This is a genomic window from Curtobacterium sp. MCLR17_059 (assembly GCF_003234665.1).
GTDB lineage: Bacteria > Actinomycetota > Actinomycetes > Actinomycetales > Microbacteriaceae > Curtobacterium > Curtobacterium flaccumfaciens.
Genome location: NZ_QKSU01000007.1, coordinates 63,954 through 88,517, shown reverse-complemented (window position 1 = coordinate 88,517; position 24,564 = coordinate 63,954). Strand labels below are relative to the sequence as shown.

At 71.3% G+C, this 24,564-nt stretch carries 25 protein-coding genes and 5 tRNA genes; 17 read left to right on the top strand and 13 right to left on the bottom strand.

Annotated features, from left to right (window positions below):
* The first annotated feature begins 75 nt into the window (after window positions 1–75).
* From DEJ12_RS11260 to DEJ12_RS11250, 3 genes are read left to right on the top strand one after another with little or no spacing between them, the layout of a single operon-like run.
* Entirely contained in the window at window positions 76–669 is a 594-nt protein-coding gene (locus DEJ12_RS11260) for a molybdopterin-dependent oxidoreductase (protein WP_111030066.1), read from the top strand.
* The gene (locus tag DEJ12_RS11255; protein WP_111030065.1) at window positions 666–1,457 is read left to right on the top strand and encodes a ferredoxin reductase; all 792 of its coding nucleotides are present in this window, start codon (window positions 666–668) and stop codon (window positions 1,455–1,457) included. The genes DEJ12_RS11260 and DEJ12_RS11255 overlap by 4 nt, the downstream gene beginning before the upstream one ends.
* The gene (locus DEJ12_RS11250; protein WP_111030064.1) at window positions 1,457–1,726 is read left to right on the top strand and encodes a DUF6510 family protein; all 270 of its coding nucleotides are present in this window, start codon (window positions 1,457–1,459) and stop codon (window positions 1,724–1,726) included. Before DEJ12_RS11255 ends, DEJ12_RS11250 begins: the two co-directional genes overlap by 1 nt.
* Before the next feature lie 284 nt (window positions 1,727–2,010).
* Here DEJ12_RS11250 and DEJ12_RS11245 read toward each other — a convergent pair.
* Window positions 2,011–2,082, bottom strand: a tRNA-Gly gene (locus tag DEJ12_RS11245).
* Window positions 2,083–2,215: 133 nt separating this feature from the next.
* Here DEJ12_RS11245 and DEJ12_RS11240 point away from each other — a divergent pair.
* Window positions 2,216–2,422, top strand: a complete 207-nt coding sequence (locus DEJ12_RS11240; RefSeq protein ID WP_027465565.1) for a hypothetical protein — start codon at window positions 2,216–2,218, stop codon at window positions 2,420–2,422.
* Between the two features lie 19 nt (window positions 2,423–2,441).
* On the opposite strand, the gene DEJ12_RS11235 is transcribed toward DEJ12_RS11240, so the two are convergent.
* From DEJ12_RS11235 to DEJ12_RS11225, 3 genes are read right to left on the bottom strand one after another with little or no spacing between them, the layout of a single operon-like run.
* A complete protein-coding gene (locus DEJ12_RS11235) occupies window positions 2,442–3,992 on the bottom strand; it encodes a hypothetical protein (protein WP_111030063.1) in 1,551 nt (516 codons plus the stop codon).
* A gap of 36 nt (window positions 3,993–4,028) precedes the next feature.
* Window positions 4,029–4,319, bottom strand: coding sequence for a hypothetical protein (locus DEJ12_RS11230; RefSeq protein WP_111022873.1), 291 nt, complete (start codon window positions 4,317–4,319; stop codon window positions 4,029–4,031).
* Window positions 4,319–4,912, bottom strand: coding sequence for an HdeD family acid-resistance protein (locus tag DEJ12_RS11225; protein WP_111030062.1), 594 nt, complete (start codon window positions 4,910–4,912; stop codon window positions 4,319–4,321). The genes DEJ12_RS11230 and DEJ12_RS11225 overlap by 1 nt, the downstream gene beginning before the upstream one ends.
* A gap of 272 nt (window positions 4,913–5,184) precedes the next feature.
* Between DEJ12_RS11225 and DEJ12_RS11220 the strand changes: the two genes are divergently transcribed.
* From DEJ12_RS11220 to DEJ12_RS11190, 7 genes are all read left to right on the top strand, one after another.
* On the top strand, window positions 5,185–5,937 hold the full coding sequence (locus DEJ12_RS11220) for an HpcH/HpaI aldolase/citrate lyase family protein (protein WP_181433119.1): 753 nt from the start codon (window positions 5,185–5,187) through the stop codon (window positions 5,935–5,937).
* 159 nt (window positions 5,938–6,096) lie between these two features.
* Entirely contained in the window at window positions 6,097–7,752 is a 1,656-nt protein-coding gene (locus DEJ12_RS11215; protein WP_111030060.1) for a catalase, read from the top strand.
* Between the two features lie 303 nt (window positions 7,753–8,055).
* Entirely contained in the window at window positions 8,056–8,508 is a 453-nt protein-coding gene (locus DEJ12_RS11210; protein WP_111030059.1) for a hypothetical protein, read from the top strand.
* Window positions 8,505–9,680, top strand: a complete 1,176-nt coding sequence (locus tag DEJ12_RS11205; RefSeq protein WP_111030058.1) for a zinc-dependent alcohol dehydrogenase — start codon at window positions 8,505–8,507, stop codon at window positions 9,678–9,680. Before DEJ12_RS11210 ends, DEJ12_RS11205 begins: the two co-directional genes overlap by 4 nt.
* A 51-nt stretch (window positions 9,681–9,731) precedes the next feature.
* Entirely contained in the window at window positions 9,732–10,370 is a 639-nt protein-coding gene (locus DEJ12_RS11200; protein WP_111030057.1) for a DUF1345 domain-containing protein, read from the top strand.
* A gap of 35 nt (window positions 10,371–10,405) precedes the next feature.
* Complete coding sequence (locus DEJ12_RS11195) at window positions 10,406–10,708, top strand: DUF4190 domain-containing protein (protein ID WP_071403887.1); 303 nt, start codon at window positions 10,406–10,408, stop codon at window positions 10,706–10,708.
* Window positions 10,709–10,738: 30 nt separating this feature from the next.
* Window positions 10,739–11,239 carry a GNAT family N-acetyltransferase gene (locus DEJ12_RS11190; RefSeq protein ID WP_111030056.1) on the top strand — a complete coding sequence of 167 codons (501 nt, stop codon included), beginning with the start codon at window positions 10,739–10,741 and terminating at the stop codon, window positions 11,237–11,239.
* Window positions 11,240–11,243: 4 nt separating this feature from the next.
* Here DEJ12_RS11190 and DEJ12_RS11185 read toward each other — a convergent pair whose 3' ends face one another.
* The 3 genes from DEJ12_RS11185 to DEJ12_RS18040 form a co-directional block, all read right to left on the bottom strand.
* Window positions 11,244–12,296: a BLUF domain-containing protein gene (locus tag DEJ12_RS11185; RefSeq protein ID WP_111030055.1), complete on the bottom strand. Its 1,053-nt coding sequence runs from the start codon at window positions 12,294–12,296 to the stop codon at window positions 11,244–11,246.
* A gap of 246 nt (window positions 12,297–12,542) precedes the next feature.
* Window positions 12,543–13,037 (bottom strand): hypothetical protein, encoded by a 495-nt coding sequence (locus DEJ12_RS11180; RefSeq protein WP_111030054.1) that lies wholly within the window; start codon window positions 13,035–13,037, stop codon window positions 12,543–12,545.
* A 76-nt stretch (window positions 13,038–13,113) separates the two neighbouring features.
* Window positions 13,114–13,260: a hypothetical protein gene (locus tag DEJ12_RS18040; protein ID WP_163343646.1), complete on the bottom strand. Its 147-nt coding sequence runs from the start codon at window positions 13,258–13,260 to the stop codon at window positions 13,114–13,116.
* A 225-nt stretch (window positions 13,261–13,485) separates the two neighbouring features.
* Here DEJ12_RS18040 and DEJ12_RS11175 point away from each other — a divergent pair, with 225 nt between their 5' ends.
* Window positions 13,486–13,881, top strand: coding sequence for a hypothetical protein (locus DEJ12_RS11175; RefSeq protein WP_111088041.1), 396 nt, complete (start codon window positions 13,486–13,488; stop codon window positions 13,879–13,881).
* Window positions 13,882–13,905: 24 nt separating this feature from the next.
* Here the strand turns inward: DEJ12_RS11175 and DEJ12_RS11170 are convergent, their stop codons facing one another.
* From DEJ12_RS11170 to DEJ12_RS11150, 5 genes are all read right to left on the bottom strand, one after another.
* Complete coding sequence (locus DEJ12_RS11170; RefSeq protein WP_111030139.1) at window positions 13,906–15,123, bottom strand: MFS transporter; 1,218 nt, start codon at window positions 15,121–15,123, stop codon at window positions 13,906–13,908.
* Window positions 15,124–15,229: 106 nt separating this feature from the next.
* Entirely contained in the window at window positions 15,230–15,610 is a 381-nt protein-coding gene (locus DEJ12_RS11165) for a hypothetical protein (protein ID WP_146245578.1), read from the bottom strand.
* 123 nt (window positions 15,611–15,733) lie between these two features.
* Window positions 15,734–15,808, bottom strand: a tRNA-Val gene (locus DEJ12_RS11160).
* A gap of 47 nt (window positions 15,809–15,855) precedes the next feature.
* Window positions 15,856–15,929, bottom strand: a tRNA-Cys gene (locus tag DEJ12_RS11155).
* Between the two features lie 82 nt (window positions 15,930–16,011).
* Window positions 16,012–16,083: transfer RNA gene (locus DEJ12_RS11150), tRNA-Gly, on the bottom strand.
* A gap of 215 nt (window positions 16,084–16,298) precedes the next feature.
* Here DEJ12_RS11150 and DEJ12_RS11145 point away from each other — a divergent pair.
* The 5 genes from DEJ12_RS11145 (at window position 16,299) to DEJ12_RS11125 (ending at window position 22,904) form a co-directional block, all read left to right on the top strand.
* Window positions 16,299–16,371, top strand: a tRNA-Val gene (locus DEJ12_RS11145).
* A 113-nt stretch (window positions 16,372–16,484) separates the two neighbouring features.
* Window positions 16,485–18,050 carry a DUF3375 family protein gene (locus DEJ12_RS11140; protein WP_111030051.1) on the top strand — a complete coding sequence of 522 codons (1,566 nt, stop codon included), beginning with the start codon at window positions 16,485–16,487 and terminating at the stop codon, window positions 18,048–18,050.
* Entirely contained in the window at window positions 18,047–18,835 is a 789-nt protein-coding gene (locus DEJ12_RS11135) for a DUF4194 domain-containing protein (protein WP_111030050.1), read from the top strand. The genes DEJ12_RS11140 and DEJ12_RS11135 overlap by 4 nt, the downstream gene beginning before the upstream one ends.
* Window positions 18,832–22,200: an ATP-binding protein gene (locus DEJ12_RS11130; RefSeq protein WP_111030049.1), complete on the top strand. Its 3,369-nt coding sequence runs from the start codon at window positions 18,832–18,834 to the stop codon at window positions 22,198–22,200. Before DEJ12_RS11135 ends, DEJ12_RS11130 begins: the two co-directional genes overlap by 4 nt.
* Window positions 22,201–22,589: 389 nt before the next feature.
* Window positions 22,590–22,904: a hypothetical protein gene (locus DEJ12_RS11125; RefSeq protein ID WP_111022856.1), complete on the top strand. Its 315-nt coding sequence runs from the start codon at window positions 22,590–22,592 to the stop codon at window positions 22,902–22,904.
* A gap of 166 nt (window positions 22,905–23,070) precedes the next feature.
* Here DEJ12_RS11125 and DEJ12_RS11120 read toward each other — a convergent pair whose 3' ends face one another.
* On the bottom strand, window positions 23,071–24,537 hold the full coding sequence (locus DEJ12_RS11120) for a peptide MFS transporter (RefSeq protein WP_181433121.1): 1,467 nt from the start codon (window positions 24,535–24,537) through the stop codon (window positions 23,071–23,073).
* Between the last annotated feature and the right edge of the window lie 27 nt (window positions 24,538–24,564).

Here is a 24,564-nt window from a genome sequence, read left to right as displayed (position 1 = left end):
GTTTACCAACCCGTTACACGGCACCGCCCGGCACACGGCATGATCGGGAACGCACCGACGTCCCCGAGGAGGACCATGGCCACGTTCACCCGCGGGTTCGGCGGTCGCCGCGACGACCGCGACGACACCCGCATCCCGCCCGGTCAGACCCTGGTCCGCGACTGGCCCGTCCTGTCCGCCGGGGCGACGCCCGACATCGAGCCGACCGACTGGGCCTTCTCGATCCGCACCGAGTCCGGCCTGCACCAGTGGACCTGGGACGAGGTGCACGCACTCGGCATCGAGGACGTCACCGTCGACATCCACTGCGTCACGCACTGGACCAAGCTCGACATGCCGTGGCGGGGTGTCCCGCTCGACCGCCTGTTCGAGGACGTCGAGACCGAACTCGACTACTGCATGGTGCACAGCTACGGCGGCTACACGACCAACGTCCCGCTCGACGAGCTGCTCGACGGCAAGTCCTGGATCGCGTTCGAGGCCGACGGCGAGCCCCTGACGCCCGAGCACGGTGGGCCCGCCCGCCTGCTGGTGCCCCACCTGTACTTCTGGAAGAGCGCCAAGTGGGTGCGCGGCATCGTCATGCAGTCCGACGACGAGCCCGGCTTCTGGGAGAACGCGGGTTACAACCTGCACGGCGACCCGTGGAAGGAAGAGCGGTACTGGTGACGCTCCCCGACACCGGCCTGGAGGCACGGATCACCCCCGTCGCTCGTCCCGCCACCCGCAGGCGGCCGGCCTGGCACGCCGCCACCGTCGCGTCGGTCGGCCGCGAGACGACGAACGCGCGCCGGATCGTCCTCGACGTCCCCACCTGGCCGGGCAACGACCCCGGGCAGCACCTGGACCTGCGACTGACCGCCGAGGACGGCTACCAGGCACAGCGCTCGTACTCGATCGCGTCGGCCGGCCCCGCGACCGACGTCGTCCTCGCCGTCGACAGGGTGGACGGCGGCGAGGTCTCGCCGTTCCTCGTCGACGCCGTCGAGGTCGGCGATGCACTCGAGGTCCACGGCCCCCTGGGCGGCTGGTTCGTCTGGCGGCCGGGCGAGTCCACCCGGCCGGTGCAGCTCATCGCCGGCGGCTCCGGCATCGTGCCGCTCGTCGCGATGGTGACCGCCCACGCCGAGGCGGACGACCCGGCGCCCTTCCGGCTCCTCGCGGCCGTCCGCACACCGGACGACGTGTTCTTCCGTGCGGAACTCGACCAGGCGCTCGCGAGCCGGGCACCGCTCGAGGTGACCCACGTGTACAGCCGCACCGCGCCTCCAGGCTCGACCGTGCCGGCCGGTCGGCTGACGCGGGACGCCCTCGCTGCCGCGGTGTTCCCGCCGGACGCGGGCGCCCTGGTCTACGTGTGCGGGTCGACGCCGTTCGTCGAGCAGGTGCTGCGCTGGCTCACCGAGCTCGGGCACGACACCAGCGACGTGCGCGCCGAACGGTTCGGGGGCAGCTGATGGTCGTCGTGGACGGCAACGCGCTGGCGGGGACACTGGCCGACAGCCTGGGACCCGAGCCGACCGTGGTCGCCGTGCGCTGCGCCGGGTGCGGGTCGCTCGGGGTGCTCGGGCAGACCACCGTCTACCGCACCGCCATGGGGTCGGTGGCGCGCTGCCGCGGGTGCGACACGGTGCTCGTCACGGTCGTGGAATCCGGGGCCCGGCGGTGGGTCGGGTTGCCCGGCGCCCGCACGATGTCGGCGCCGATACCGGACGGCATCGAGTAGCACAAGGCTTGCGCGGCGGGTCGTGCGGGTTTCTTGCGGGTTCCCGCAACCGTGGATCCGGTTCCCACCCGAACGGGGGACGGCTCCGGATACATCCTCGGAACTGCGCCGGGCCACCCACTCGGCGCGTGCCAGTGGGGGCAGGGTCGCCTCCGCGCCCGGTGGGCGCGGGTACCCGAAGCCTGCGCCCGCTGGGCCCCCACGCCTCCGGTGCCGCGACGCCCCGCAACGACGGAACCCCCGCCGCTCTTCCGAGCGACGGGGGTTCCGGTCTTCCTGTTCTGAGCGGATGACGAGATTCGAACTCGCGACCCTCACCTTGGCAAGGTGATGCGCTACCACTGCGCCACATCCGCATTCACACGCCGTCCTGGCCGTGCGGAGATGACTCTACCCGAAGAAGGGCGGCATCACCGGTTCCGGTGGAGGTTCCGGGCGTGTCCGGCGCGGCGCGGGCGGTCCGTCAGGTCGACGGAGTTCGATCAGACCATGAGCTACGTGCACGACAATCCCGGCGGGACCGAGGCCCACGGCGTCGACCTGGTCGACGGCGACGCCCCCGCGATCCGGATCCTGGTGCACGGCGACCTGCCGACCACGATCGAGCACGAGGGCCGCACCTGGCTCGCGACGGGCGACGCCCACGACGCGGGCGACGACGACACCCCGCCGATCGCGATCTACCGCCCGGTCTGAGCCGACCCAGGGCGGCCCGTCAGTGTCCGCGGACGTCTCCCGTCAGGATCGCGTGCTCGACACCCGCTGACAGCTCGTCGTGCAGGGCGTCCGCGAAGAACTCGCCAGCACCCAGGCTGATGAGGTGCGCGACCGCGGCCTCCGCGGCCGGGAAACCGGGGTCCCACTCGTCGTGCAGGAACGCGCGGACGTGTCCGGACTCGTGCACGACGACCACGCCGATGTGCTCGTGCCGGGTGCCGTCCTCGAGCACGGCGTCGAAGACGATCGGCTCGGTGTCCTCACCGAGCTCCTCGAGCAGGACGGTGCCGGTGCCCGGCCACTCCGTCCGGTACGGCGGCAGGTCGGGCGCGTGCAGGTGCCCGGCGAGCTCGTCCGACGCCGACTCGATGTGTCCGGTGGACAGGTACTCGTCGACGACGTCGTGGATGCGGGCGTGCAGGTCCGGCTCGTACTGCCACCAGCGCTGGTGCACGGTGCGGAGCCACTCCTGGGTCGCGGCGTCGGCCGAGGCCGAGATCCCCACGAGCTGCGGTGCGGTGCCGGGCGAACCGACGACCTCGAGCTGTTCGTCGTGCGTCTCCACCGTGATCGACCCGGTGGTCTCGTCCGGGTGCACGCCGTGGACGTCCTCGGGCGCGGCGGCCCAGATGCTGGCAGGGAGCTTCGGCGGCAGGTCGAACGGCACCGCGATCGCGGGTTGCGTCATCGCGTGGTCGATCGCGTCGCCGAGGTGCACCTCGTCCGCCCGGGACCCCATCACGATGCCACCGGCCGGCGGCACGAGCGACAGGTGTTCCAGGTCGTCCGGCGCGGCGTTCATCGAGGTGAGCACCGCGGTGTCGGCCCACTGCACGAACGCCCCGGCAGACCGGTCGTCCTCGCCGAACGGCACGTCCCACACCGTCGGGTCCGTGAGCACCCACGATGCGGTGCGACCGGCCGGTCCGTGGCGGACGGCGTCGACGATCGCCGGCACCAGTCCGGGCAGCCCCCGGTACGCGGGACGGACCGTGAGCCGGTCGACCGCGAGCAGGTCGGGCTTGCCGAGCATCTCGGCGGCGTGGGTCTGCAGCGAGAAGAACGTCTCCCCCGTCGCGTCCTGCGCAGCGACGGCGGACGCGAAGGACCCCGCGACGTCGGAGACCTGGTAGCCGAGCACCAGTGCCTCGAGCGACTCCGGTGCACGGCTCGTGAACGCGGTGACCTCGGCGACGGAGACCGCCTCGGTCTCGTCGTCGTCGGTGATCGGGACACGGACGTCGATCACCCACCGGTCGACGTCCTGCCCGGGGTAGGCATCACCGTCCTCGTCCGAGATCGTGATGTGCACCAGGCGCAGGGAACCGTCCCAGGCGTCGTGGACGTGCTGGGCGATGGCGGCATCGGGGTCGTCGTTCACGGACGCAACGGTACCGGTGCGGAGGGCACCGACCGGAGCCGCGTGCCCGAGGAGGCGTAGGCGGAGCACGACGGGCACCCCGAGGTCGTCGTGCTCGACGACGTCGGGCACCTCGCGCCGTGGGAGGACCCCGTCGCGGTCACGGCCGCACTCCGGCAGTGGGTGCACCGTCCGGAGAGTTCGGAGTGACCCGCACGGCGTCGTTCAGATCAGAGCGCGGGCGGCGAGCACGACGGCCGCTCCCCCGACGGTCAGCGCCGCGAGCACCGACAGCACCACCGCGACGGTGTCCCGCCGGGCCGGGGCACTCGCGCGGACGGCACCGGCGACGAGCTGCTGGGCCGCCGCCAGGGACGCCGCGCTCCCGAGCGGGCGGTCGTCCTGGTCGAACGCCAGGAACCGCTCACGGACGTGCAGCACGAGCCCCAGGCTGGTCCCGTGGTCGCGCGCCACCCACGACTTCGGTCCCTGTTGCTCCCAGCGGACGGCGAGCATCAGGGGCCGGGGACCGGCAGGCCGGCCCGCTCCCCGTCCGGATGCGGCCAGCTGAACGCGACGACGAGCTGGACGACACCGAACACGATGAGCACGCTCCCCACCGCGGCCACCGTCACCAGCGCGCCGAGGCCCGGCAGGTTCATCACCAGGATGCCGCTCAGCACACTGAGCACGGCGAGCACCACGGTCAACGCACGGCGGCCCACCCACGGTGCGTAGATGAGTGCGATGCCCTCGAGGATCCAGGCGAACCCGAGCAGCAGCGCCACCCACCGCGCCCCGATCGGCGGGAACACGATCGCGACGACACCGCCGGCGACCACCAGTGCCCCGAGGACCACCAGCCCGGCCTGACGCCACCAGACCCGAGGGTGCACCTGGAGTCCCCGGACGACCAGCGCCGCCCCCGACACGACCAGGTAGATCCCGAAGACCCACGACACCGCGAACAGCGTCGCGTGGGGCAGGACGATCGCAGCGAGCCCGGCGAGCACGCCCACCGCGCCGACGATCCCGAACGCCACCCGGATCCCGTCGCCGCCCGGCGGATGCGAGCCCGTCCGCTGGCCGACGTCACGTTCGTCACGCATGTCCGTCCGACCTCCCTGCAGGTCCCGGCTGGTGCTGTGGTGCTGGTGGGTGTTGGCGACCTGTGACCGCCCGTGCAGTGCGTCCTGCGCACAGGACTACACCCGAAGGTGAGCACTTGTCCATGTCCCATGCGTGCGCATGAGGCCATCCCCCGGCCCGGCCCCGTCCCCGGCGCCGCCGTGTGCGCATCAAGTTCCCCGCGGGCGGTAGCCTGACGCGCCGGACGACCGAACGCCGACGCCCGCGACGGCAGACCAGACGGAGGACCACGGTGCCAGCACTCGGAGACGGCCGCGCCGACGGCGTGTGGTGCACGCTCGGCGAACCCCGGACCACCGCGCAGATCGCCCAGAACGGGTTCGCCTGGCTCGGCCTCGACGCCCAGCACGGCGCCTTCGACGACGCCACGCTCCTGGCGACGATGCCGGCACTCGCCGCGGTCGCACCGCAGGTCCCCGTCGCCGTCCGGGTCGCCGAGGGCTCGGACGCCGCGATCGGCCGTGCGCTCGACCTCGGCGCCGACATCGTGATCGTCCCGATGATCGAGACCGTCGAGCAGGCCGAGCACGCCGTCCGTGCCGCGCACTACCCACCGCGGGGCCGACGGAGCTGGGGGCCGATGGCGGGACTCTGGGGCGGTGCGGCACCGTCCGCCGCCGCTGCCGACCCCGAGGTGTGGGTGATGCTCGAGACACCCGAGGGCCTCCGTGCCGCCGAGCAGATCCTGGCGGTCCCGGGCGTCTCGGCGGTGTTCGTCGGCCCCTTCGACCTGTCGATCGGGCTCGGCGTGGATCTGCGCGAGCTGCTCGACGCCGACAGCGCCACGGACCCCCTCCCCGCGATCGTCGCCGCAGCCCGCCGCGCGGGCAAGCACACCGGCGCCTTCGCCGGTGACCTGGCCCGCGCCGAACGGCTCCGCGCGCTCGGGTTCGACCGCGTCGCCGTCGTCACCGACGGGACCCTGCTGGCCCACGGCGCGGCCGCGGTGCTCGGCGAAGCAGCCACCGGTCGCACCTCGTACTGACGGGCCGTCAGCGGCGGAGTACTGACGGGTCGTCAGCGGCGGCCGCACCGGCGACCGGCCCTCGTCCGCGTCCTCGACGCCGCTGAGAGGGCGTGCCCGCGCCCCGGTCCACACTCGGTCGGGAACCCGAGCCGACCGCGACCGCAGAGAGGACGAGACATGACCGACGTCTCCAGCCAACCGCCCGCCGAGGGCGACGACCGCCGCATCCTGACGAACCGCCAGGGCCACCCCGTCTCCGACAACCAGAACCAGCGCACCGTCGGGGCCCGTGGCCCGGCGACGCTCGAGAACTACCAGTTCCTCGAGAAGATCAGCCACTTCGACCGCGAACGGATCCCGGAGCGGGTCGTGCACGCCCGCGGTGTCGTCGCCTTCGGGTACTTCGAGGCCACCGGCACGTGGGGTGACGAACCCATCGCGAAATACACCCGCGCGAAGCTGTTCCAGGAGCCCGGCAAGCGCACCGACCTGGCAATCCGGTTCTCCACCGTGATCGGCGGCAGAGACTCCTCCGAGGCTGCCCGCGACCCGCGCGGCTTCGCCGTGAAGTTCTACACCGAGGACGGCAACTGGGACCTCGTCGGCAACAACCTCGGCGTCTTCTTCATCCGCGACGCCATCAAGTTCCCCGACGTCATCCACTCCCTCAAGCCCGACCCCGTGACCTTCCGGCAGGAGCCGGCGCGCATCTTCGACTTCATGTCGCAGACCCCCGAGTCGATGCACATGCTCGTCAACCTGTTCAGCCCGCGCGGCATCCCCGCGAACTACCGCACCCAGCAGGGCTTCGGCGTGAACACCTACAAGTGGGTGAACGCGGACGGTGACACCAAGCTCGTCAAGTACCACTGGATCCCGTCGGTGGGCGTGTCCTCGATGACCGAGGCCGACGCCGCCGCCGTGCAGGCCGGCGACCTCGGGCACGCGTCGAAGGACCTGTACGAGGCGATCGAGCGTGGTGAGTACCCCGAGTGGGAGCTGCGCGTGCAGCTCATGGACGACCACGAGCACCCGGAGCTCGACTTCGACCCGCTCGACGACACGAAGGTGTGGCCGGAGAACGAGTTCCCGCCGAAGCCCGTCGGCAAGATGGTCCTGGACCGCAACGTCACGAACCACTTCGCCGAGAACGAGCAGCTGTCCTTCGGCACGGGCGTGCTCGTCGACGGCCTGGACTTCTCCGACGACAAGATGCTCGTCGGCCGCACGTTCTCGTACTCGGACACGCAGCGCTACCGCGTCGGCCCGAACTACCTGCAGCTGCCGGTGAACGCCCCGAAGAACGGCGCCGTCGCGACCAACCAGCGCGACGGACAGATGGCGTACCACCAGGACCACGGCGGCGAGAACCCGCACGTCAACTACGAGCCGTCGATCACCGGCGGCCTGCGCGAGGCGGAGTACCCGACCCACGACGACCAGGGACCGGAGATCGTCGGGCGTCTCACCCGCAAGCGGATCCCCCGGACGAACGACTACACCCAGGCCGGCCAGCGGTACCTGCTCCTGCAGGACTGGGAGCGCGACGACCTGGTCGCGAACTTCGTCGACCTCATCTCGCAGGCGGCCCGTCCGGTGCAGGAGCGCATGCTCTGGCACTTCTACATGGTCGAGGACGACCTGGGTCGTCGTGTCGGCGAGGGGCTCGGCATCACCCTCGACGAGGTCAAGGACCTGCCCCCGCTGCAGTCCCAGACGCTCAGCGACGACGAGCTCGCCCGCCTGTCGAACCTCGGTCACAACGGCTTCCGCGACGTCGAGGGCCTGATGATGACGCACTGCGTCCCAGACGAACGCGCCGTGCGCGTCTGAGACGCGACCCCATGACGGACAGGAGGCCCGGTGCCAGCTGGCACCGGGCCTCCCGTCCGTCTCGCTGCCGTCACCTGCCGCAGCGCATCACGGACAACCCGGGACGGCGCCAGGGAGGCCACGCTCATCGTGGATCGACAGGAGCGACTCCGCGACCCCGACCGGCACGATCGCGCGGTCGTCGCTCCCGTCCCGTTGATCCGCACCGATGCGACTCAAGGAGGCCGCGATGGAACACACGAATCCCCGGCGGTGTGGCGCGAACGCGTCCGCTGCCAACCGACTCCGCGCTGGGACACCACGATGAGGGCCCGGAACCTCGCCGCCGCTGCGATGGTCACGGCTGCCGTCGGCATCGTCGTCTCGCGCCGCCGACGCGGCGCACCCGGGCCCGCACGGAAGGTGCTGGCCGAACCGCGTTCCGGCTGGCACGCGGTCACGGTGAACCGCGGGCAGGACGCGGTGCTGCCAGGCGGGCGGATCCCCGCGCCGCTCACGGCGTTCGGGCAGGACGTCGAGGTGGAGGCCCGTCCCGCGCCCGGCGATCGTGGCACCGAGCTCCGTGCCCGGTTCCGAGGCGGCGGCCCGGATTCACGGGGTCGGCTGCGGGCCGCTCTTCGTGAGGCGAAGCAACTCATCGAGGTCGGCGAGGTGCTCCGGGTGGATCCGGTCCCCCACGGCCGACGGAAGGCCACACCCACCGGCGCGTTGGTGGACGTGGCGACGAAACGGAGCAACGAGGAGGGTGTGCTGTGAAGGCGCTCTGTTGGACCGGGGTCAACGAGACCGCGGTGGAGACGGTGGAGGACCCGAAGATCCTCAACGATCACGACGTGATCCTGAAGGTGCGTCTGAGCACCACCTGCGGGTCGGACCTGCACCTGCTCGGCGGGTACATCCCGACCATGCGATCCGGTGACGTCCTGGGACACGAGTTCATGGGAGAAGTCGTCGAGACGGGATCGGCCGTCACGAAGCACAAGGTGGGCGACCGGGTCGTCGTCTGCTCGTTCATCGCCTGCGGGCAGTGCTGGTACTGCACCCACGGACAGTTCTCACTCTGCGACAACGGCAACCCGAACCCGGGCTTGACCGAGGCGATGTGGGGGTCGTCGATCGGCGGCTGCTTCGCCTACAGCCACGCGCTCGGCGGGTTCGCAGGCAGCCACGCCGAGTACGTCCGCGTGCCCTACGCCGATCAGGGGGCGTTCACGGTCCCCGACGGCGTGTCCGACACGGCCGCCCTGTTCGCCTCCGATGCCGCACCCACCGGGTGGACCGGAGCCGACCTGGCCGGGATCACACCGGGTGACACCGTCGCAGTGTGGGGCGCCGGTGGTGTGGGCCAGATGGCCGCTCGTGCAGCGATGCTCCTCGGCGCCGAGCAGGTGATCGTGATCGACCGTCTGCCCGAACGGCTGCGACAGGTGCGCGAGCACATCGGTGCCGAGACGCTCGACTACACGAGCGACGCCGTGCTCCCGGAACTCAAGGAACGCACCGGCGGTCGGGGTCCCGACGTGTGCATCGAGGCCGTCGGCATGGAAGCGCACGGCACCGGACCGCTGTACCTGTACGACCAGGCCAAGCAGCAGCTGCGCTTGCAGACCTACCGGCCGACCGCCCTGCGCGAGGCCATCTACGCCAGCCGGAAGGGCGGCAGCCTGTTCTCGCTCGGGGTCTTCGGTGGGCTCGTCGACAAGTTCCCGTTCGGCGCGATCATGAACAAGGGCATGACGGTCCGCGGCGCCCAGCAGCACGGGCACCGCTACATCCCGATGATCCTCGACCGCATCGCCGCGGGAGAGATCAGCACCGAGCACCTCGCCACGCACGTGATGCCACTGTCGCAAGGGCCGCGCGGGTACGAGATGTTCAAGAACAAGGACGACGGCTGCGTCCGCGCCGTCTTCACCCCCGGCGTGTGACGACCGACCACGCAGCGGACAGGAGGAAGGAACGATCGTGAAGGCACGACGATGAACGATCGGATACTCTCCACGCGCCGGGCGCTCCTCATCGTGGGGATCGGGGTCCTGGTCGGGGTCGCGTTGACCTTCACCGGGGCTCCGTCCCTCGGGCCGCTCGCGGCCTGGTGCACGGCCGGCCTGATCGCGCTGGTCCAGGTCTGGCACAAGTGCTGGCGCCAGGACGCCGACGGCACCGAGCGTCTCGCACGCGAGGAGTCCGAGACACGGGTCAGTGACAACGCGCTCATCGTGGCCTGTTTCGCGAGTCTCGCCGCCGTCGTCCTGGCGCTGAGCGAAGCCAGCCAGGCGCGAGATCCGGCCTCGGTCGCGGCGGTCATGCTGGGTGTGCTCGGCACGATGGTGGCATGGGCGTTGGTCAACACGGTCTACGCCTTGAAGTACGCCCGGATGTTCTTCCTCGACCACCGGGGCGGTGGGTTCGACGTCAAGCAGGACGGGCGGCCGACCTACAGCGACTTCGCCTACTTCGCCTTCACGATCGGCATGTCGTACGCGGCACCAGAGGTCGAGCCGGACGACAGCGAGACCCGGCGGAAGGCGTTGCCGCACGCGCTGCTGTCGTACTTCTTCGGGACGGTGCTGATCGCGGTCGCCATCAACCTGGTGACGAACCTCGGTCAGGGGTGAGCGGAGGAATCCTCGTCGCCCCTAGGCTGACCGGCGTGACCGACCTCGCTCCTGACCAGACCGCGCCGAGCGCCGCCGGGTCCCCCGCATCGGCAGCCGTGCCGGTACCGCCCCTCAGCCTGCTCGCGGTGGTGGCGATCGCCCTCGCGTTCGTGGCACCGATCGGCGGTCTCGTCGTCGGGTTCATCGCGCGGCGCGACGTGCGGCTGACCGGTGAGCGGGGCGACGGCATCGCGTTCGCAGCGATCCTGATCGGGGCGACGCTGACGTTGTTCGGGGTCATCGTGCCGCTGTTCCTCGGCGGTGCCGGGTTCTTCGACCTGGACCTCCAGCTCTGAGCACCGGACGCCGGTCGTTACCCTGATCGAGTGGGGAACGATGACGACGTCTCGACGCTGATCCGCCCGGCCACGCTCGCTGATGCGGATGCGATCGCCCACGTGCACACGGTGTCGTGGCGAGAGACCTACGGCCGGTTCGTCGACGACCCGGACACGAGCCCGTGGTTCGACGCGGGTCGCCGGGTCGACATGTGGCGGTCGACGCTCGCGAGCCCTGACGCCCGAGGAGCCGTCCGGGTCGCTCTCGACAGCACCGGCGTCGTGGGCTTCGCCGCGACGCAGACGACCCCCGAGCCGGATGCCGTCCGCCCCGAGGAGCTGACGACGCTCTACGTCCTGGCCCGTGCGCACGGGACCGGAGCCGGCCAGGCGCTCCTCGACACCGTGCTCGCCGATCGTCCGGCGTCGCTGTGGGTGGCCGCGGACAACCCGCGGGCGCACGCCTTCTACCGGCGGAACGGCTTCACGCCCGACGGTGCCGAGTCGGCGTTCGGACCCATCCCGCGGACAGTCCGGTTGGTTCGCTGAAGCGTCAGTCCACGGCCGGCGCGGAGATGTCCCACACGGTGGTCTCCTCGTACTGCTCGGACCAGCCGCGGCGCATCCGGGCGGCGGCACGGTCGAACGCGTCGACGACGTCGGTGTCCGGCGTCAGCAGCGCCTGCAGGCGAATGCCGTCGTAGAGGGCGAGCAGCTGCTGTGCCCCGCGGATCGGGTCCATCGTCGCCGGTTCGCGGCCGGTGCGGACGTCTTCCTGCAGCGCGGTGCGGACGGTCTCGCGGAACTGCAGGTACGCGGACCGGTAGTAGTCGGCGCCGTCGGTCGACGGGTCGGTCGAGATGGCCAGCGTCGCGGCGATCAGGCGCATGAGGGACGGGTCCTCGGCGTGAGCGGAGAGCAGCGCGTGCAGGAACGCCACCGTGCCCTTCTCACCGGCGAGCGGCAGCAGCGGTGCCGACACCGCGCGGGTCCACCGCATCACCGCGGCGGCCAGCAGTGCGTGCTCGGAGGGGAAGAGCTCGAGGATCTCGGCCTGCCGCATCCCCGACCGGGACGCGACGCCCTCGAGCGAGAAGCGTGACAGTCCCCCGTCGTGGATGACCGCGATCGCACCGTTGATCGCCCGCGTGCGCGGGGCTTCCTCGTCGGCGGCGTTCTGGTTCGTCAGTGGTGCCAGCGGGTGCTTCCGGAACCAGTCCAGGAGGGCGCGAGCGCGGGAGGCCCCGAACGCAGGATCAGTAGGGCGACCCGGGCTGAACAGGTCGCTGAACCCCGGAACGTCGTGCATCAGCGGGTCGAGGGACTGGAACGCCATCGACCAGTCCGGGAACGAGCGCTGGGCGATCGGCTCGTCGAGCAGCACCCGGACGTTCGTGTGCCGCGGGTCGGCCTGGACCTGGTCGAAGCGCTGCCGGACGACGTCATCCTCGCCCTCGATGATCCCGATGCAGTTGTCATCGCGGTGCGCGAGCATGCCGGTGATGCCAAGCCGGGTGTTCTTCTCGCGACCGACCGCCAGGATCTGGGCGAGTTCGGAATCCGTGATCGGACGGGTCTGGGTGCTGGTGTAGACGAGCGATCGCATGGTGCTGCTTCCTGGTCGGACGGTCCCCCGGTGTGTGGGAGGCGCCGCCGTGTCGAACCCGAATCGACTCGACGGCACCTCGTGGTCACCGTAACCAGCGGCGACCACCTTCACTGCGACGCGAGACGGTCCGTGGCTGTTCGGCACCCGGAGGATGCCGACCTCTGAATGGAACCATCTGCCCGAGTCCGGCGGTACCCCCACAACGGGGAACGCACGTTCTCCGGCCGCATTCCGGGGCGAGCGTCAGTGCGCGCGGTCGCCCGACGGAGGCGTCTCGAAGATGCGCTCGCCCGTCGTCGGGTCCCACCCGATGGTGCGGGGTTCCGCTGATCGCGGGCGTCGTGCGTCCCGCGGGAAGAACGGACGGGCACTGGGCAGGTAGCTGAGCACCGCGGCGACGACGACGCAGAAGGCGTCGACGAGGCTCCAGTCCACGCCGTCGGTGGCGATGGTGAGCACTTCGCTGCAGGCAGTCAGCCCGGCGATGATGGCGAGCCAGAGACGCGCGTTCCCGGAGCCTCGTCCCATTCGCGTTGCCAGCCACACGAACAGTGCCGACCAGGCGAGGACGATGACGAGCCCGAGCGACGCCCCGATGATCGCGCCGCCGGCTTCGCGCATGGACACGACCATGCCGGGCGCGGCGGCCACGAGGCTGATGATGACGGACGCCCACCAGAGCGCCACGGCGATCGTGACGACCCGCGGTCGCGTGCGCTGTTCGGTGTGCTGTTCCATCAGGTGCTCCCCCGTCGTTCCGCTGGATGCGGCTCGACGATCCTACGGTGACGGGGCGGAACGACGGTCTCGCTGCCTAGGGGCGGTAGTCCTCGCGACGTGGCGGGACCTGCGCCGCGTGCGAATCGGTGTACGGCTTCGCGCCCCGCATCCCGCCCAGCGTCTTCGCGACCGTCGTCAGCAACCAGCCCAGCCCTCGTGCCACGGTGCTCAAGATCCTCATGGCGCCCCCTCGTCGGACCGACCTGCGGTGTCGGTCTCGTCCCGTCACACCGTACGCGGAACAGCCGGATTCCCGCCAGGGACGGCAGGCTCTCGGTCTCGTCGTCGATCGACGTCGCGCATAGGCTGGACGCCCGACCGGGGAGGAGTCGCGATGCCGGTGGTCCGTGAGCGAGTGCCGTTGTGGCGCACACCCTGGTGGCACCCTCGCCGCTGGGAGGCGCGGATGTGGGGGCTGCTCGTTGCGGCTGCTGCTGGCGGCGTCCTCCGCGAAGTGGCGCATCCGTTCTACGACGACGGGGTGCGGGCGGTCGCGAACTGGCTCGCCCTCTGCATCCCAGGATGTGTGATCGCGTACGTCGTGGTCGGTCGGTGGAAGAAGGGCCTGACCACGCTGTGGAAGCCGTCGTGGCGCGAGCTCCGACGGATCCTTGTGGCAGCACCGCTCGGAGTGCTGGCCCTGCGGCTGCTCATCGAGGACGACGACGGGTGGTTGTGGTTGCTCGCCGGGGTGTCCGCCGCGCTGCTCGCGCTCGCGGTGGCTCGCTGGGTCGCTGCGCGCCGCGATCGTCGACGTCGGACGAATGCCTACGGGACGGTGTCCGCTGACCCGTACGCGTAGCGCCCGATGGGGTTCGTCTGTGCCCTACGCGTCCCGTGCTGCGGCCGTCTTCGACGGCACCCGCGATGCCACGAGCGTCCCGACGAGGGCCACCACCGCGAAGGCCGCGAACCCGAACGGCAGCCCGATCGCGCTGCCGACACCACCGACGACGAGTGGTCCGACGGCGTCCCCGGTCTCACGCCCGAGCTCCGCTGAACCCATGGTGCGACCGAGCCGATACGGCGGAGTCGTCCCGGCGAGGTGCGCGAACGCGACGGGTGTCAGCGTGGCGACACCGGCCCCGGCGAGCAGGGCCGCGATGAAGACGGCCACCGCCGAGGGTGCGACGGCGACCACCAGGAACGCAGCGGCCACCGCGGCCGTCCCGGCCACACCCGCCACCCCGGTACCGAGGCGCCCGGCGTCGTGCAGTCGGCCGGCGACGGGCTGCACGAGCGACGACGTCACCGCGAGGACGGCGACCGCGAGCGTCGACACCAGGAGCGGGATGCCGACCTCGGTACCGAGCGCGGGGAGCATCCCGGTCAGCGCGCCGATCGCAGCGCTGCCGACGGCCAGGACGACGACCGGGATCAGGAACTGGCGGTCCGTGGCCGCTCGGACCATCACGGCGAGCGTGGCCCGCTGCCGGGGCAGGGGCACGATCGGCTCGACGGCGACGAGCACCGCCACCGCCGTCACGAGAGCCATCACGACGAGGATCCCGAACAGCCACTGCGTGCTGCCGAACTGCACCACGAGTGCACCGATGACCGGTCCTCCGGCGTAGCCGAGACCCTTCCACGAGCCGTACCGACCGAAGTACGTCCCGCGACGGTGCGCCGGCACGAGGCGGGCGACCGCGGCAGACGATGCCGGCGAGAACGCGGAGGCGCCGGCACCCTGCAGCAGGCGGGCGAGCCCGAGCCAGAACGGACCGGTCCCGAAGACGCCGATGAGTGAAGCTGCCGCGAAGACGACGAGTCCGCCGACGATCACCGGTCGCGGGCCGATGCGGTCGGACACTGCGCCGAAGACCGGCTTGAGGACGAGTTCGGCGACGTCGTAGAGCGCCAGGAAGAGCCCCAGCCACGCGAGCGTCAGGCCGAGTTCGAGGTGTTCGCCGCCGACCGCCGCGGCGATGCCGTTCGCCCCGAAGGCGGTCACGAACCCCGCGGCGTACAGCGGAGCGAGCCGAGGGGCAGTGGTCGTCGACGAGGCGGTCACGTGCTCACCTTGGCCGACCGCGCTCTGGTCCACCAGCCCCTCGTGGTCGACACGCGGGCCAGCGAACGCCGCGCGCCCTGCGACGAGGCCGGCTGACTCGATCTGGGCCATTCCAGTCGCCGTCGAGGGAACTCCGTCGCTACAGCCGGATCGCCCACTCGATGGTCGGCGGTGCTCCGCCGCCGTGTCGGAGGGCGTAGTCGTCCAACACCGCCCGGCGGACGTCCACACCGCTCGCGAATCGTTCCAGGTGTGCCAGGAGCCATTCTGCCGGCGCCTCGTCGATCATCTCCTGCCACGTCGGACCGAGCACTTCGTCCAGTTCGAGCACGGCAGCGTGGGTGTCACGGCCGTCGAACTCGTAGACCGCGACTCGGCGCGCGGTGAACGCCAGCCAGACTCCTCGTTCGACGACGACGTCACCGGGGTCCCGATCGTCCCGCTGCCACTCGCAGACCTTGTGGAACAGCACCGGCGTGGTGCCGCGTCGGGCACGCTTCCGCCTCCGGCCGATCTGCATGACCACCACCGTACCGGGCGGGGTCCACGGAACATCGCGGTCCTGGCGGACTGGGAACGACGAGCAAACCGGAACGAAGAAAGCCCCCGGCCGGACCTGGTGGTCCTGCCGGGGGCTTCGTGGTGGTGGGCGATACTGGGATCGAACCAGTGACCTCTTCCGTGTCAGGGAAGCGCGCTACCGCTGCGCCAATCGCCCAAGTCCCTGCGTGGACCGGAGTCCATCAAGGTCTTGGAGGGTGGATCTGGAGGTGGGGACGGGATTCGAACCCGCGTGGACGGCTTTGCAGGCCGCTGCCTAGCCTCTCGGCCACCCCACCATCGAGGTTCACGTCTCCGTGAGTACCCGAACGGTGGGATACCCTCTGGTGAGTCGCGGGCCTTCGAGAAGACCCACACTCGAGCGGATGACGAGATTCGAACTCGCGACCCTCACCTTGGCAAGGTGATGCGCTACCACTGCGCCACATCCGCACTTGTCGTTCCGCTGTCGCGGCGACGACGTAAACTCTATACGCACCGGGGCACTTCCACCAAAATCCTCCCCGTTCACCGGGCGTGTCCCCCGAGTTCATGCGGATCGGGGCGGTTCGACACCCCCTGCGGGCAGCGCGCCACACCCGGGCCGCGCGACGTGTTCGATGCACCGCCGGACTTCCGCTAGTATCGATCCGCACGAACAGTGCAGGGGGCGATTGGCGCAGTTGGTAGCGCGCTTCGTTCACACCGAAGAGGTCATCAGTTCGAGTCTGGTATCGCCCACACAGCAACACACACCACCGACAAGAGCCCGACGCAGCAGCGTCGGGCTCTTGTCATCTCATCAGGCCGCAGCACGCGGGCCAGACCACCAGCACGATCGGACGAAGGGGCGCATGACCGACGTCGACCTCGAGTTCGCCCGGGTCCGAGCGGTCCTCGACCGTCCGACCCTGCGGCTCATGTCCCGGCCGACCAGCGCCACGGTCCTGGCCGTGTTCCGCACGGTCTTCGATCGCGACGTGCAGTACGTCCCCGCCGACCGCATGCACCTGCAGGTCGAGGAACACGTCGCGCGCCTGCAGGCCGCGGGTGCCCGTGTGCCCGCGAGCGACCAGCCGGTGCCGGCGGCCAGCGCGCAGGCCGACAGCGAGCAGACCGAGGGCGAGCAGGAGGCCCGCCCGAACGGCCGCGCCCTGTGCCGCGAGTGGGTCGGCGCCCAGTGGCTCGTCCGCTCGAACTCCCCCGACGGCGACGAGCAGTACTCCCTGACGAGCCACGCCCTCGAAGCCCTGAGCCTCGTCGACGCGCTGTCGGCCGACCGCGCCCTGATCAGCGAGAGCCGCCTGGCGATGATCGTCGACGCCGTGCACCGGTGGGCCGCCCGGGCCGAACCCGACCCCGACGTGCAGATCCGCCGGATCGACGCCCAGATCGCCGAGCTGCAGGCGGAGCGGGAGCGCCTGGAGCACGGCGACGACGTCGTGGCCGTCGACGACGACCGGATGCGCGACGGGTACACGAACATCTCCGACCTGATCCGGCAGCTGCCGAGTGACTTCAAGCGCGTGGAAGAAGCGGTCGCGACGATGCACCGCTCGATCGTCGAGGACTTCCGGCAGGAGGTCCGCCCGATCGGCGAGATCCTCGACGACTACCTGGCGCGCACGGACAACCTGATGGAAGCGACGCCCGAGGGCCGTGCCTTCGAGGGCGCCTTCGAACTGCTGCGCGACGACGCCCTGCTCCTGCGGCTCCGCGACGACATCGCGACGATCCTGGCGCACCCGTTCGCGCAGGGCCTCGGAGCCGGCGAGCGTCGGGCCTTCCGCAACACCGTGACGATCCTGCGCCAGGGCATCGAGGACGTCCTCGCCCAGCGCCGTCAGCTCACCGCCACGCTCCGCGACCAGATCGTCGCCCACGACGTGGTGCGCGACCGCGAGCTCGACGCCGTGCTCCGCTCGATCAACCGCGGCCTCGCCACCCTGATGGACCAGGGCGGCGCACGCGACCGGATCCCGCTGCCGCTCCTACCGGCGGCCGCCGAGGTCGGCACGCTGCGCGAGCGCTTCTACGACCCGGACGCCGAGTCCGTGCCGCCGCCCATCGAGGAACCCGACGACGACGTCTTCGAGGACCTCGACGTCGAGATGCTCCGCATGCACGGCGGGCCGCTCCTGACCGAGCTGCGCGCGGCACTCCGCTTCGCCGAGGCCGACTCCAGCGTCGACGCGTTCCACGGGCTGCCGCCCGAGCAGCGCCGACCGGTCGAGCTCTTCGGCCTCGCGCACCTGCTGACGGGGCGCGACGACTTCGAGTCCGCCGCGCACGTCGCCGAGCACCGCACGGTCCGCCCCGACGGCACCGCGATCACCTTCCACATGCCCACCGCTGCGCTCGACGACGAGCACCGTCCGGTCAGCGACGCACACGACGAGAACGCACAGGAGGCACGGTGAGCGACACGACGCCGGCACCGGTCGACGACACGGTCCCCTACGACGACCCCGCATCCGTGATGCAGGACGACGAGCGTGACGAGTCCAGCTTCGCCCTCTTCGAGGGCGACGAGGGCCGGCTCGACGAGCACCAGCGACGCGCCCTGGTGGCACTGCTGCGGCACTCGTACGTCAGCTCCCGCACGCACCCCGACGAGTGGCGCGCGGTGCTCGACGCCGAGTACCAGCTGCGGTCCCGCCTGAACGACCTGTTCCTCGAGCTGCACGTCGACCGTGACCGCGAGGTCGCCTGGAAGCGCCAGGCCCGGTCGGAGAGCCAGCGCCGCACGTTCCCGACCCTGCTCCGCGACCTGCCGTACACCCGCGAGGAGACGATCGTCCTCGTCTACCTGCGGATGCGCCTGCGCGCCGACGCCCGACCGGGCCCGGACCAGGTCGTCGTGGACCGCTCCGAGATCCTCGGGCACGTGGCGGGCTTCCGTCCGGCGACCGCGACCGACCGCACCCGCGACGAGGGCCGGGTCGCGAAGGCGATCGAGCGCCTCGTGACCGCACGCATCCTGATCCGCACCTCCGACCCGGACCGCTTCCGGGTGGCGAGCGTCGTCGAGGTGCTGCTCCCCCTGGAGCGCCTGCTCGAACTGGACGCCTGGCTGCGGACCACCACCGCGCAGGGTGAGGCGACCACCCCGGGCGGCGAGCCGACCGACGGGGACGACCCGGGCCTCCCGACTGACGGCGAAGCCGAGACCGACACCGACGACGAAGGCGAGACGGAAGCGTGACCGACACGTTCGAGATCCCCGCGCTCTTCGACACGGTCGCGCAGTGGCGCGCCGAGTCGATGCAGGTCGTCAACTGGGGTGGGTTCCACGGCCACCGGCAGGTCGAGCTGTCCGGCACGGCGACGCTCATCTCCGGCGCCTCGGGCACCGGCAAGTCCACGCTGATGGACGCCTACCTGGCCGTGATGATGCCGTCCGACGTGCCGTTCAACGGCGCCTCGAACGACGCCACCACCGGCCGCGCCCGCAGCGCCGACCAGCGCAACCTGCTCACGTACCTGCGCGGCAAGGTCGACACCCGGCGCGACCCGGAGACCGGCAGCCTGCGCGACGTGAACCTGCGCGGCGACGACCAGACCACCTGGGGCGCGGCGGCGGTCACGTTCCGGAACGACGACGAGCGGCGCTTCACGGTGCTGCGTGCGTACATCGTGCCGAAGCGCGCCCGCGGGGTCGGCGACATCCAGATGACCATGGCGACGGTCGACGACACCTTCGACCTGCGCCGGCTCGAGGAGTTCGTGCCGTCGCGGTTCCACCACCTCGAGCTGACCGGCCGCGTGCCGGGGCTCGTCATCCGCGACACCTACCAGGAGCTCGCGTACACGCTGCAGACCCGGCTGGGCATCGGCGACTCCGGCGGCGGCAACCGGGCGATGCGCCTGCTCGCCCGGATCCAGGCCGGCCAGCACCTGCCGACCGTCGACGCGTTGTACAAGTCGCTCGTGCTCGAGACCCCCGGCACGTACGAGGCGGCCGACCGGGCCCTCGCGCACTTCTCCGCCCTCGACGAGGCGTACGAGGCGATGGACACCGAGGAGCGCAAGGTCCGCATCCTCTCCCCCATCACGGACCTGCACGACGAGATCTCGCGTGCGACCGAGGCCGCAGCGGCCCTGGACGGCATCGCGACCGGCGCCGAGGTGTCGCCGTTCGCGCACTGGACGGCCTCGCGGAAGCGCGATCTGCTCGACGCCGAGGTCGCGCGCAACGCCCGGGAGCGCACGGCATCGCGCGCCGAGGTCGCCGCGGCCGAGGCCCGGCACGCCGCCGTCGAGATCGAGCTGCGCGACGCCGAGGCCCGGCTCCGCGACCAGGGCGGCAACGCGCTCGCCCAGCTCGAGGACCGCATCGAACGGCTCACCCGTGAGCGCGACGCCGTGGTGCGCACCCGCGCAACGTTCGACGAGCGCACGGCGGTGCTCGGCACGTCGGTCGCGACCGAGGCCGACTTCACCGCCGCGCAGCGTGCCTCGCACGAGTTCCTCGGGTCGTACGCCGACGCGCGCACCGCCCTCGACGAACGCCGCGACGCCCTGACCCGAGAGGAGTACCCGCTCCTCGACCGCGAGCGGTCCCTGCGGCAGGAGCGCCAGTCGCTCGAGCACCGGCAGGGCGCCATGCCGCTGCCGATGCACGAGGCCCGGCTCGCGATGGCCCGCGCCGCCGGCATCGACCCGGCCGAACTGCCCTTCGTGGCGGAACTGCTCGACGTGCTGCCCGGCGAGGAGCGCTGGCGCACGGCCATCGAGTCCGTCCTGGCCCCCGTCGCCCGCACGCTGCTCGTCGACCAGGACCGCCTCGGCGACTTCAGCGAGGCGATCGACGCACTGCGCCTGCCCGTCCGCGTGCAGTTCGAGGGTGTGCCGACCGGCCCGCACCTGGACCTCGACGGCGACCCGGCGATGGTGTCCGGCAAGCTCGCCATCAAGCCGTCCCCGTTCAGCACCTGGGTGCGCGAGCGGATCGAGTCCGACCGCACCGACGCCCGCTGTGTCGCCTCGGCGTCGGACCTCGGCGGAGGTGGCCGCCGGGTCACCGAGTCCGGGCAGCTCCGCGACGGCCGTCGTGGCGCGCACGGTGACCGCCGCCAGTCGAACGTCATCGGCTTCACGAACGAGGCCCGCGTCGCCGCGGTCGAGCAGGAGCTCGCCTCGATCGCGCAGGACCTCGCCACGCTCGAGGCCCGCCGCACCGACGTCGCGCAGGACCTCACCGCGCTCGACGTGCTCCGCGCCGCGCACCAGCACGTGGTCGACGTCACGTGGGCCGCGATCGACGTCGACGGGCTCGGGACGTCCCTCGCCCGGCTCGACGAGGAACGGCAGGCGCTGCTCGCCGCCGACGACGGCCTGCGGACGCTGCGGGCCTCGGTCGCGCGGCTCCGGAAGTCCCTCGACGAAGCGGCCGACCGTCGCTCCGCCGCACGGCTGTCCGTCCAGCGGCTCGAGGAGCGCCACGCGGTGCTCGTCGACGGCCAGGACGCCGCCGCCGAGATCCTGGAGCGCTTCGACTCCTCGCCCGGTTCGCTGCCGGACGACCAGCAGGCCCGCCTGCTCGAGGAGACCTTCGAGGAGATCGGCGCCCCGGACGGCGTCGACGGTTTCGACGACGCGACCCGACGCCTGAAGCGCCGGCTCGAGGAGCGGCTCACGCAGGCGCTCGACGGTGCCGCGGCGGCCTCGACCTCGTTGACGCTGACGTTCCAGCGGTACCAGGACGCCTGGCCCGACCCGAACCTCGGCACCGGCGTCGCGTCGTACCCGGACTACCACGCGATCCTCGACCAGATCGTGGCGACCGGCCTGCACGCGCGTCGGAGCGAGTGGCGTCGACGCCTGTCGCAGTGGAGCGGCGAGGACCTCGTCCCGCTCGCCGGCGCCTTCGACCGCGCCGTCGTCGAGATCGAGGAGCGCCTCGAGCCGGTCAACGAGATCCTGCGGGAGCTGCCGTTCGGCGCGAACCGGGACCGCCTGAAGATCCAGATCCGCCGGGTCACCCGCGAGGACGTCACCGCCTTCCGCCGTGAGCTCCGCGCCCTGTCCGCCTCGGTCGACACCGAGCTGACCGACGACGTGCTCGAGACCCGGTTCCGACGGCTCCGGCGCTTCATGGCGGTCATCCGGCCCGACCCCGACGCCGCCCGGGGCCGCACCACCCAGCGCGACGCGGTGCTCGACGTCCGACGGCACATGGAGATCACGGCCGTCCGGTACGACACCGACGGCAACGACCTCGGCGTGTACTCGTCGCTCGGCGACAAGTCCGGTGGTGAGACGCAGGAGCTCGTCGCGTTCATCGTCGGCGCCGCGCTGCGCTACCAGCTCGGCGACGAGACCCGTCCCCGGCCCCGGTTCGCGCCGGTGTTCCTCGACGAGGCGTTCATCAAGGCGGACTCGGAGTTCGCCGGCCGTGCGGTCACCGCGTGGCTCCGGCTCGGGTTCCAGCTCGTCGTGAGCGCGCCGCTCGACAAGGTCACGGCGCTCGAACCGTCGATGGAGCGGCTGCTGTCGATGCGCAAGCACCCCGAGACGGGCCACTCGTCCATCACCGAGATCGCCCGGGTGGAGCCGGCCGCGGTCTGACGCGGGTTGGGGTGAGTGGTCGCGCGTGTCGGGTGGTCGGGACACCCCGCTCAGGTTCGCCGAGGGGTCACGAAGTGTCGGATGGCGGCGCCGCCGCCGACAGTTCGTGACCACTCGACGCGGTGTCGGCGGGGTGTCCCGACCACCCGGTCCGCGCTCTGGACGTGCCCGACAACGGCCTGGAGGCGCGGTGCGGGCCCGCCACGGGCCTCCCGGCCGTCGTCCCGCCGGTCGCAACACCCCGCTCAGGTTCGCCGAGGGGTCACGAACTGTCGAATGGCGGCGGCGCAGCCGACGGTTCGTGACCACTCGACGCGCGGCAGGCGGGGTGGCCTGACCACCCGGCGGCCGGGCCGTCAGCGTGTCGACAGGTGCCGCACAGACGTTCCATGACCACTCGCCGCTACGGTGATGGCGTGTTCGGACGCCGCCGCTCCCCCAGTCCCCGCCCCGACGACGCTCCCGGTCTCGGCATCGGGGCCCTCGTGCAGGTCATCGACACCGATCGGGGTGGCGAGCAGTGGGCCGACGAGCCGATCGGGGTGATCGTGGCTCCCGGCGGGAGTCAGATCGGCGGGACACAGCGCACGTGGACCGTCGCCTTCGATGAGCCCGCGTACACGAAGGACGGCCGCGGCCCCTTCGAGCGCGCGACCGTCCTGAGTCGTCAGCTGGTGCCGGTCACGACCGACAGCGGCGAGTAGTCCGGGTCAGGGACTCAGTACTCCTCGGAGCCGCTCTTCATCATGGCCGCGACGGCCATGCAGCACCCGACGCCACCGAGGACGCCGACGCCGATGATGATCCCTGCGATGAGTTCGAGCATGGGTGGTGACTCCTTGGTTGCGTCGGCGTGTGGCTCCGCTCAGGTTACCGGATGCCGCGCATGAGCCGCAGCACCGGCTTGGCCAGGAGCAGCAGGACCACGCCCACCACGACGGCGACCAGACCGAGGATCGTGAAGTACGGGGCCTCGTTCGCCGGGTCGTAGTACCGGGACAGCACCCCGGTGACGGCGGTGCCCAGCGACACCGACAGGAAGAACAGCGCGACCATCTGGGTCTGGAACTTCGGCGGCGCGAGCTTCGTCGCGACGGACTGGCCGACCGGCGAGAGCAGCAGCTCGGCGAGCGTGAAGACCAGCAGGATGCCGACGAGCGCCAGCAGCGGCGTGCCGTTCTCGCCCGAGCCGGTGAACGGCAGGAACAGCAGGAACGCGAGCCCCATGATCCCGGTGCCGAGGGCGAACTTCGTCGGGGTGGACGGCTGGCGGTCGCCGAGCTTGGTCCACAGCGCCGCGAAGACGCCGGACAGCACGATGATGAAGACCGGGTTGATCGACTGCACCCACGACACCGGCATCTCCCAGCCGAACAGCGAGCGGTCGAGACGCTCGTCGGAGTAGACCGTCACGACGGTGAACTGCTGCTGGTAAAGCGACCAGAACACGGCACTGCCGATGAACAGCGGGATGAACGCGAAGACCCGCGACCGCTCGTCACGGGTGATGCCGCTCGACAGGATGACGACGAAGTAGCCGATGGTGGCCAGCACGACGACCGCCACCACGACGGTGGGCAGGTTGCCGACGTTGAGCAGGCCGGTCAGCACGGCGACGACGATGACGACGAGCGCGACGACGACGCCGGCACCGATGAGCGGCAGACGGCGGCGGTCGACGGGGTTCGCCACGTGGCGGACGACCTCGGGCAGCTTCTTCCGCCTGATCGCGTACTGCACCAGGCCCGCGGCCATGCCGACGGCAGCCAGGCCGAAGCCCCAGTGGAAGCCGAGCGAGCTCTGCAGCAGCCCGGTGAGCAGCGGTCCGAAGAACGCCCCGAGGTTCACGCCGAGGTAGTAGAGCGAGAAGCCGGCGTCGCGGCGCGGGTCCTCGCGGCTGTAGAGGCCGCCGACGATCGTGGTGGCGGTGGCCTTGAGCCCGCCGGAGCCGAGCGCGATGAGCACGAGGCCGACACCGACCCCGGCCACCCCGGGGATGAGCGCGAGGGCGATGTGCCCGAGCATCACGACGATCGCGCTGCCGAACAGGGTCCGGTCAGCTCCGATCAGCCGGTCGGCGATCCACGCCCCGATGATCGTGAACAGGTAGACCGCGCCGCCGTAGGCACCCATGATGCCGGTGGCGATGCCCTTGTCGATCCCCAGGCCGCCCTGCGTGACCGTGTAGTACATGTAGATGAGGACGATGCCCTGCATCCCGTAGAACGAGAACCGCTCCCAGAGCTCCACGGCGAACGGTGTCGAGAGCTCGAACGGTTGCCCGAAGAAGGTGCGTCCGGGACGGCCTTCGCGGTCCGCGGGGGTGGTACGTGACATGGCGGCCAGTCTGCCCCTGGCCGGGTG

What these genes read in the sequence shown, in the direction of transcription:
- DEJ12_RS11260 (WP_111030066.1), top strand. Translation starts at nt 76, where the DNA reads ATGGCCACGTTCACCCGCGGGTTCGGCGGTCGCCGCGACGACCGCGAC.
- DEJ12_RS11250 (WP_111030064.1), top strand. Translation starts at nt 1,457, where the DNA reads ATGGTCGTCGTGGACGGCAACGCGCTGGCGGGGACACTGGCCGACAGC.
- DEJ12_RS11240 (WP_027465565.1), top strand. Translation starts at nt 2,216, where the DNA reads ATGAGCTACGTGCACGACAATCCCGGCGGGACCGAGGCCCACGGCGTC.
- DEJ12_RS11230 (WP_111022873.1), bottom strand. Translation starts at nt 4,319, where the DNA reads ATGCTCGCCGTCCGCTGGGAGCAACAGGGACCGAAGTCGTGGGTGGCG.
- DEJ12_RS11225 (WP_111030062.1), bottom strand. Translation starts at nt 4,912, where the DNA reads ATGCGTGACGAACGTGACGTCGGCCAGCGGACGGGCTCGCATCCGCCG.
- DEJ12_RS11215 (WP_111030060.1), top strand. Translation starts at nt 6,097, where the DNA reads ATGACCGACGTCTCCAGCCAACCGCCCGCCGAGGGCGACGACCGCCGC.
- DEJ12_RS11210 (WP_111030059.1), top strand. Translation starts at nt 8,056, where the DNA reads ATGAGGGCCCGGAACCTCGCCGCCGCTGCGATGGTCACGGCTGCCGTC.
- DEJ12_RS11200 (WP_111030057.1), top strand. Translation starts at nt 9,732, where the DNA reads ATGAACGATCGGATACTCTCCACGCGCCGGGCGCTCCTCATCGTGGGG.
- DEJ12_RS11185 (WP_111030055.1), bottom strand. Translation starts at nt 12,296, where the DNA reads ATGCGATCGCTCGTCTACACCAGCACCCAGACCCGTCCGATCACGGAT.
- DEJ12_RS11180 (WP_111030054.1), bottom strand. Translation starts at nt 13,037, where the DNA reads ATGGAACAGCACACCGAACAGCGCACGCGACCGCGGGTCGTCACGATC.
- DEJ12_RS18040 (WP_163343646.1), bottom strand. Translation starts at nt 13,260, where the DNA reads ATGAGGATCTTGAGCACCGTGGCACGAGGGCTGGGCTGGTTGCTGACG.
- DEJ12_RS11175 (WP_111088041.1), top strand. Translation starts at nt 13,486, where the DNA reads ATGTGGGGGCTGCTCGTTGCGGCTGCTGCTGGCGGCGTCCTCCGCGAA.
- DEJ12_RS11165 (WP_146245578.1), bottom strand. Translation starts at nt 15,610, where the DNA reads ATGCAGATCGGCCGGAGGCGGAAGCGTGCCCGACGCGGCACCACGCCG.
- DEJ12_RS11140 (WP_111030051.1), top strand. Translation starts at nt 16,485, where the DNA reads ATGACCGACGTCGACCTCGAGTTCGCCCGGGTCCGAGCGGTCCTCGAC.
- DEJ12_RS11125 (WP_111022856.1), top strand. Translation starts at nt 22,590, where the DNA reads ATGACCACTCGCCGCTACGGTGATGGCGTGTTCGGACGCCGCCGCTCC.
- DEJ12_RS11120 (WP_181433121.1), bottom strand. Translation starts at nt 24,537, where the DNA reads ATGTCACGTACCACCCCCGCGGACCGCGAAGGCCGTCCCGGACGCACC.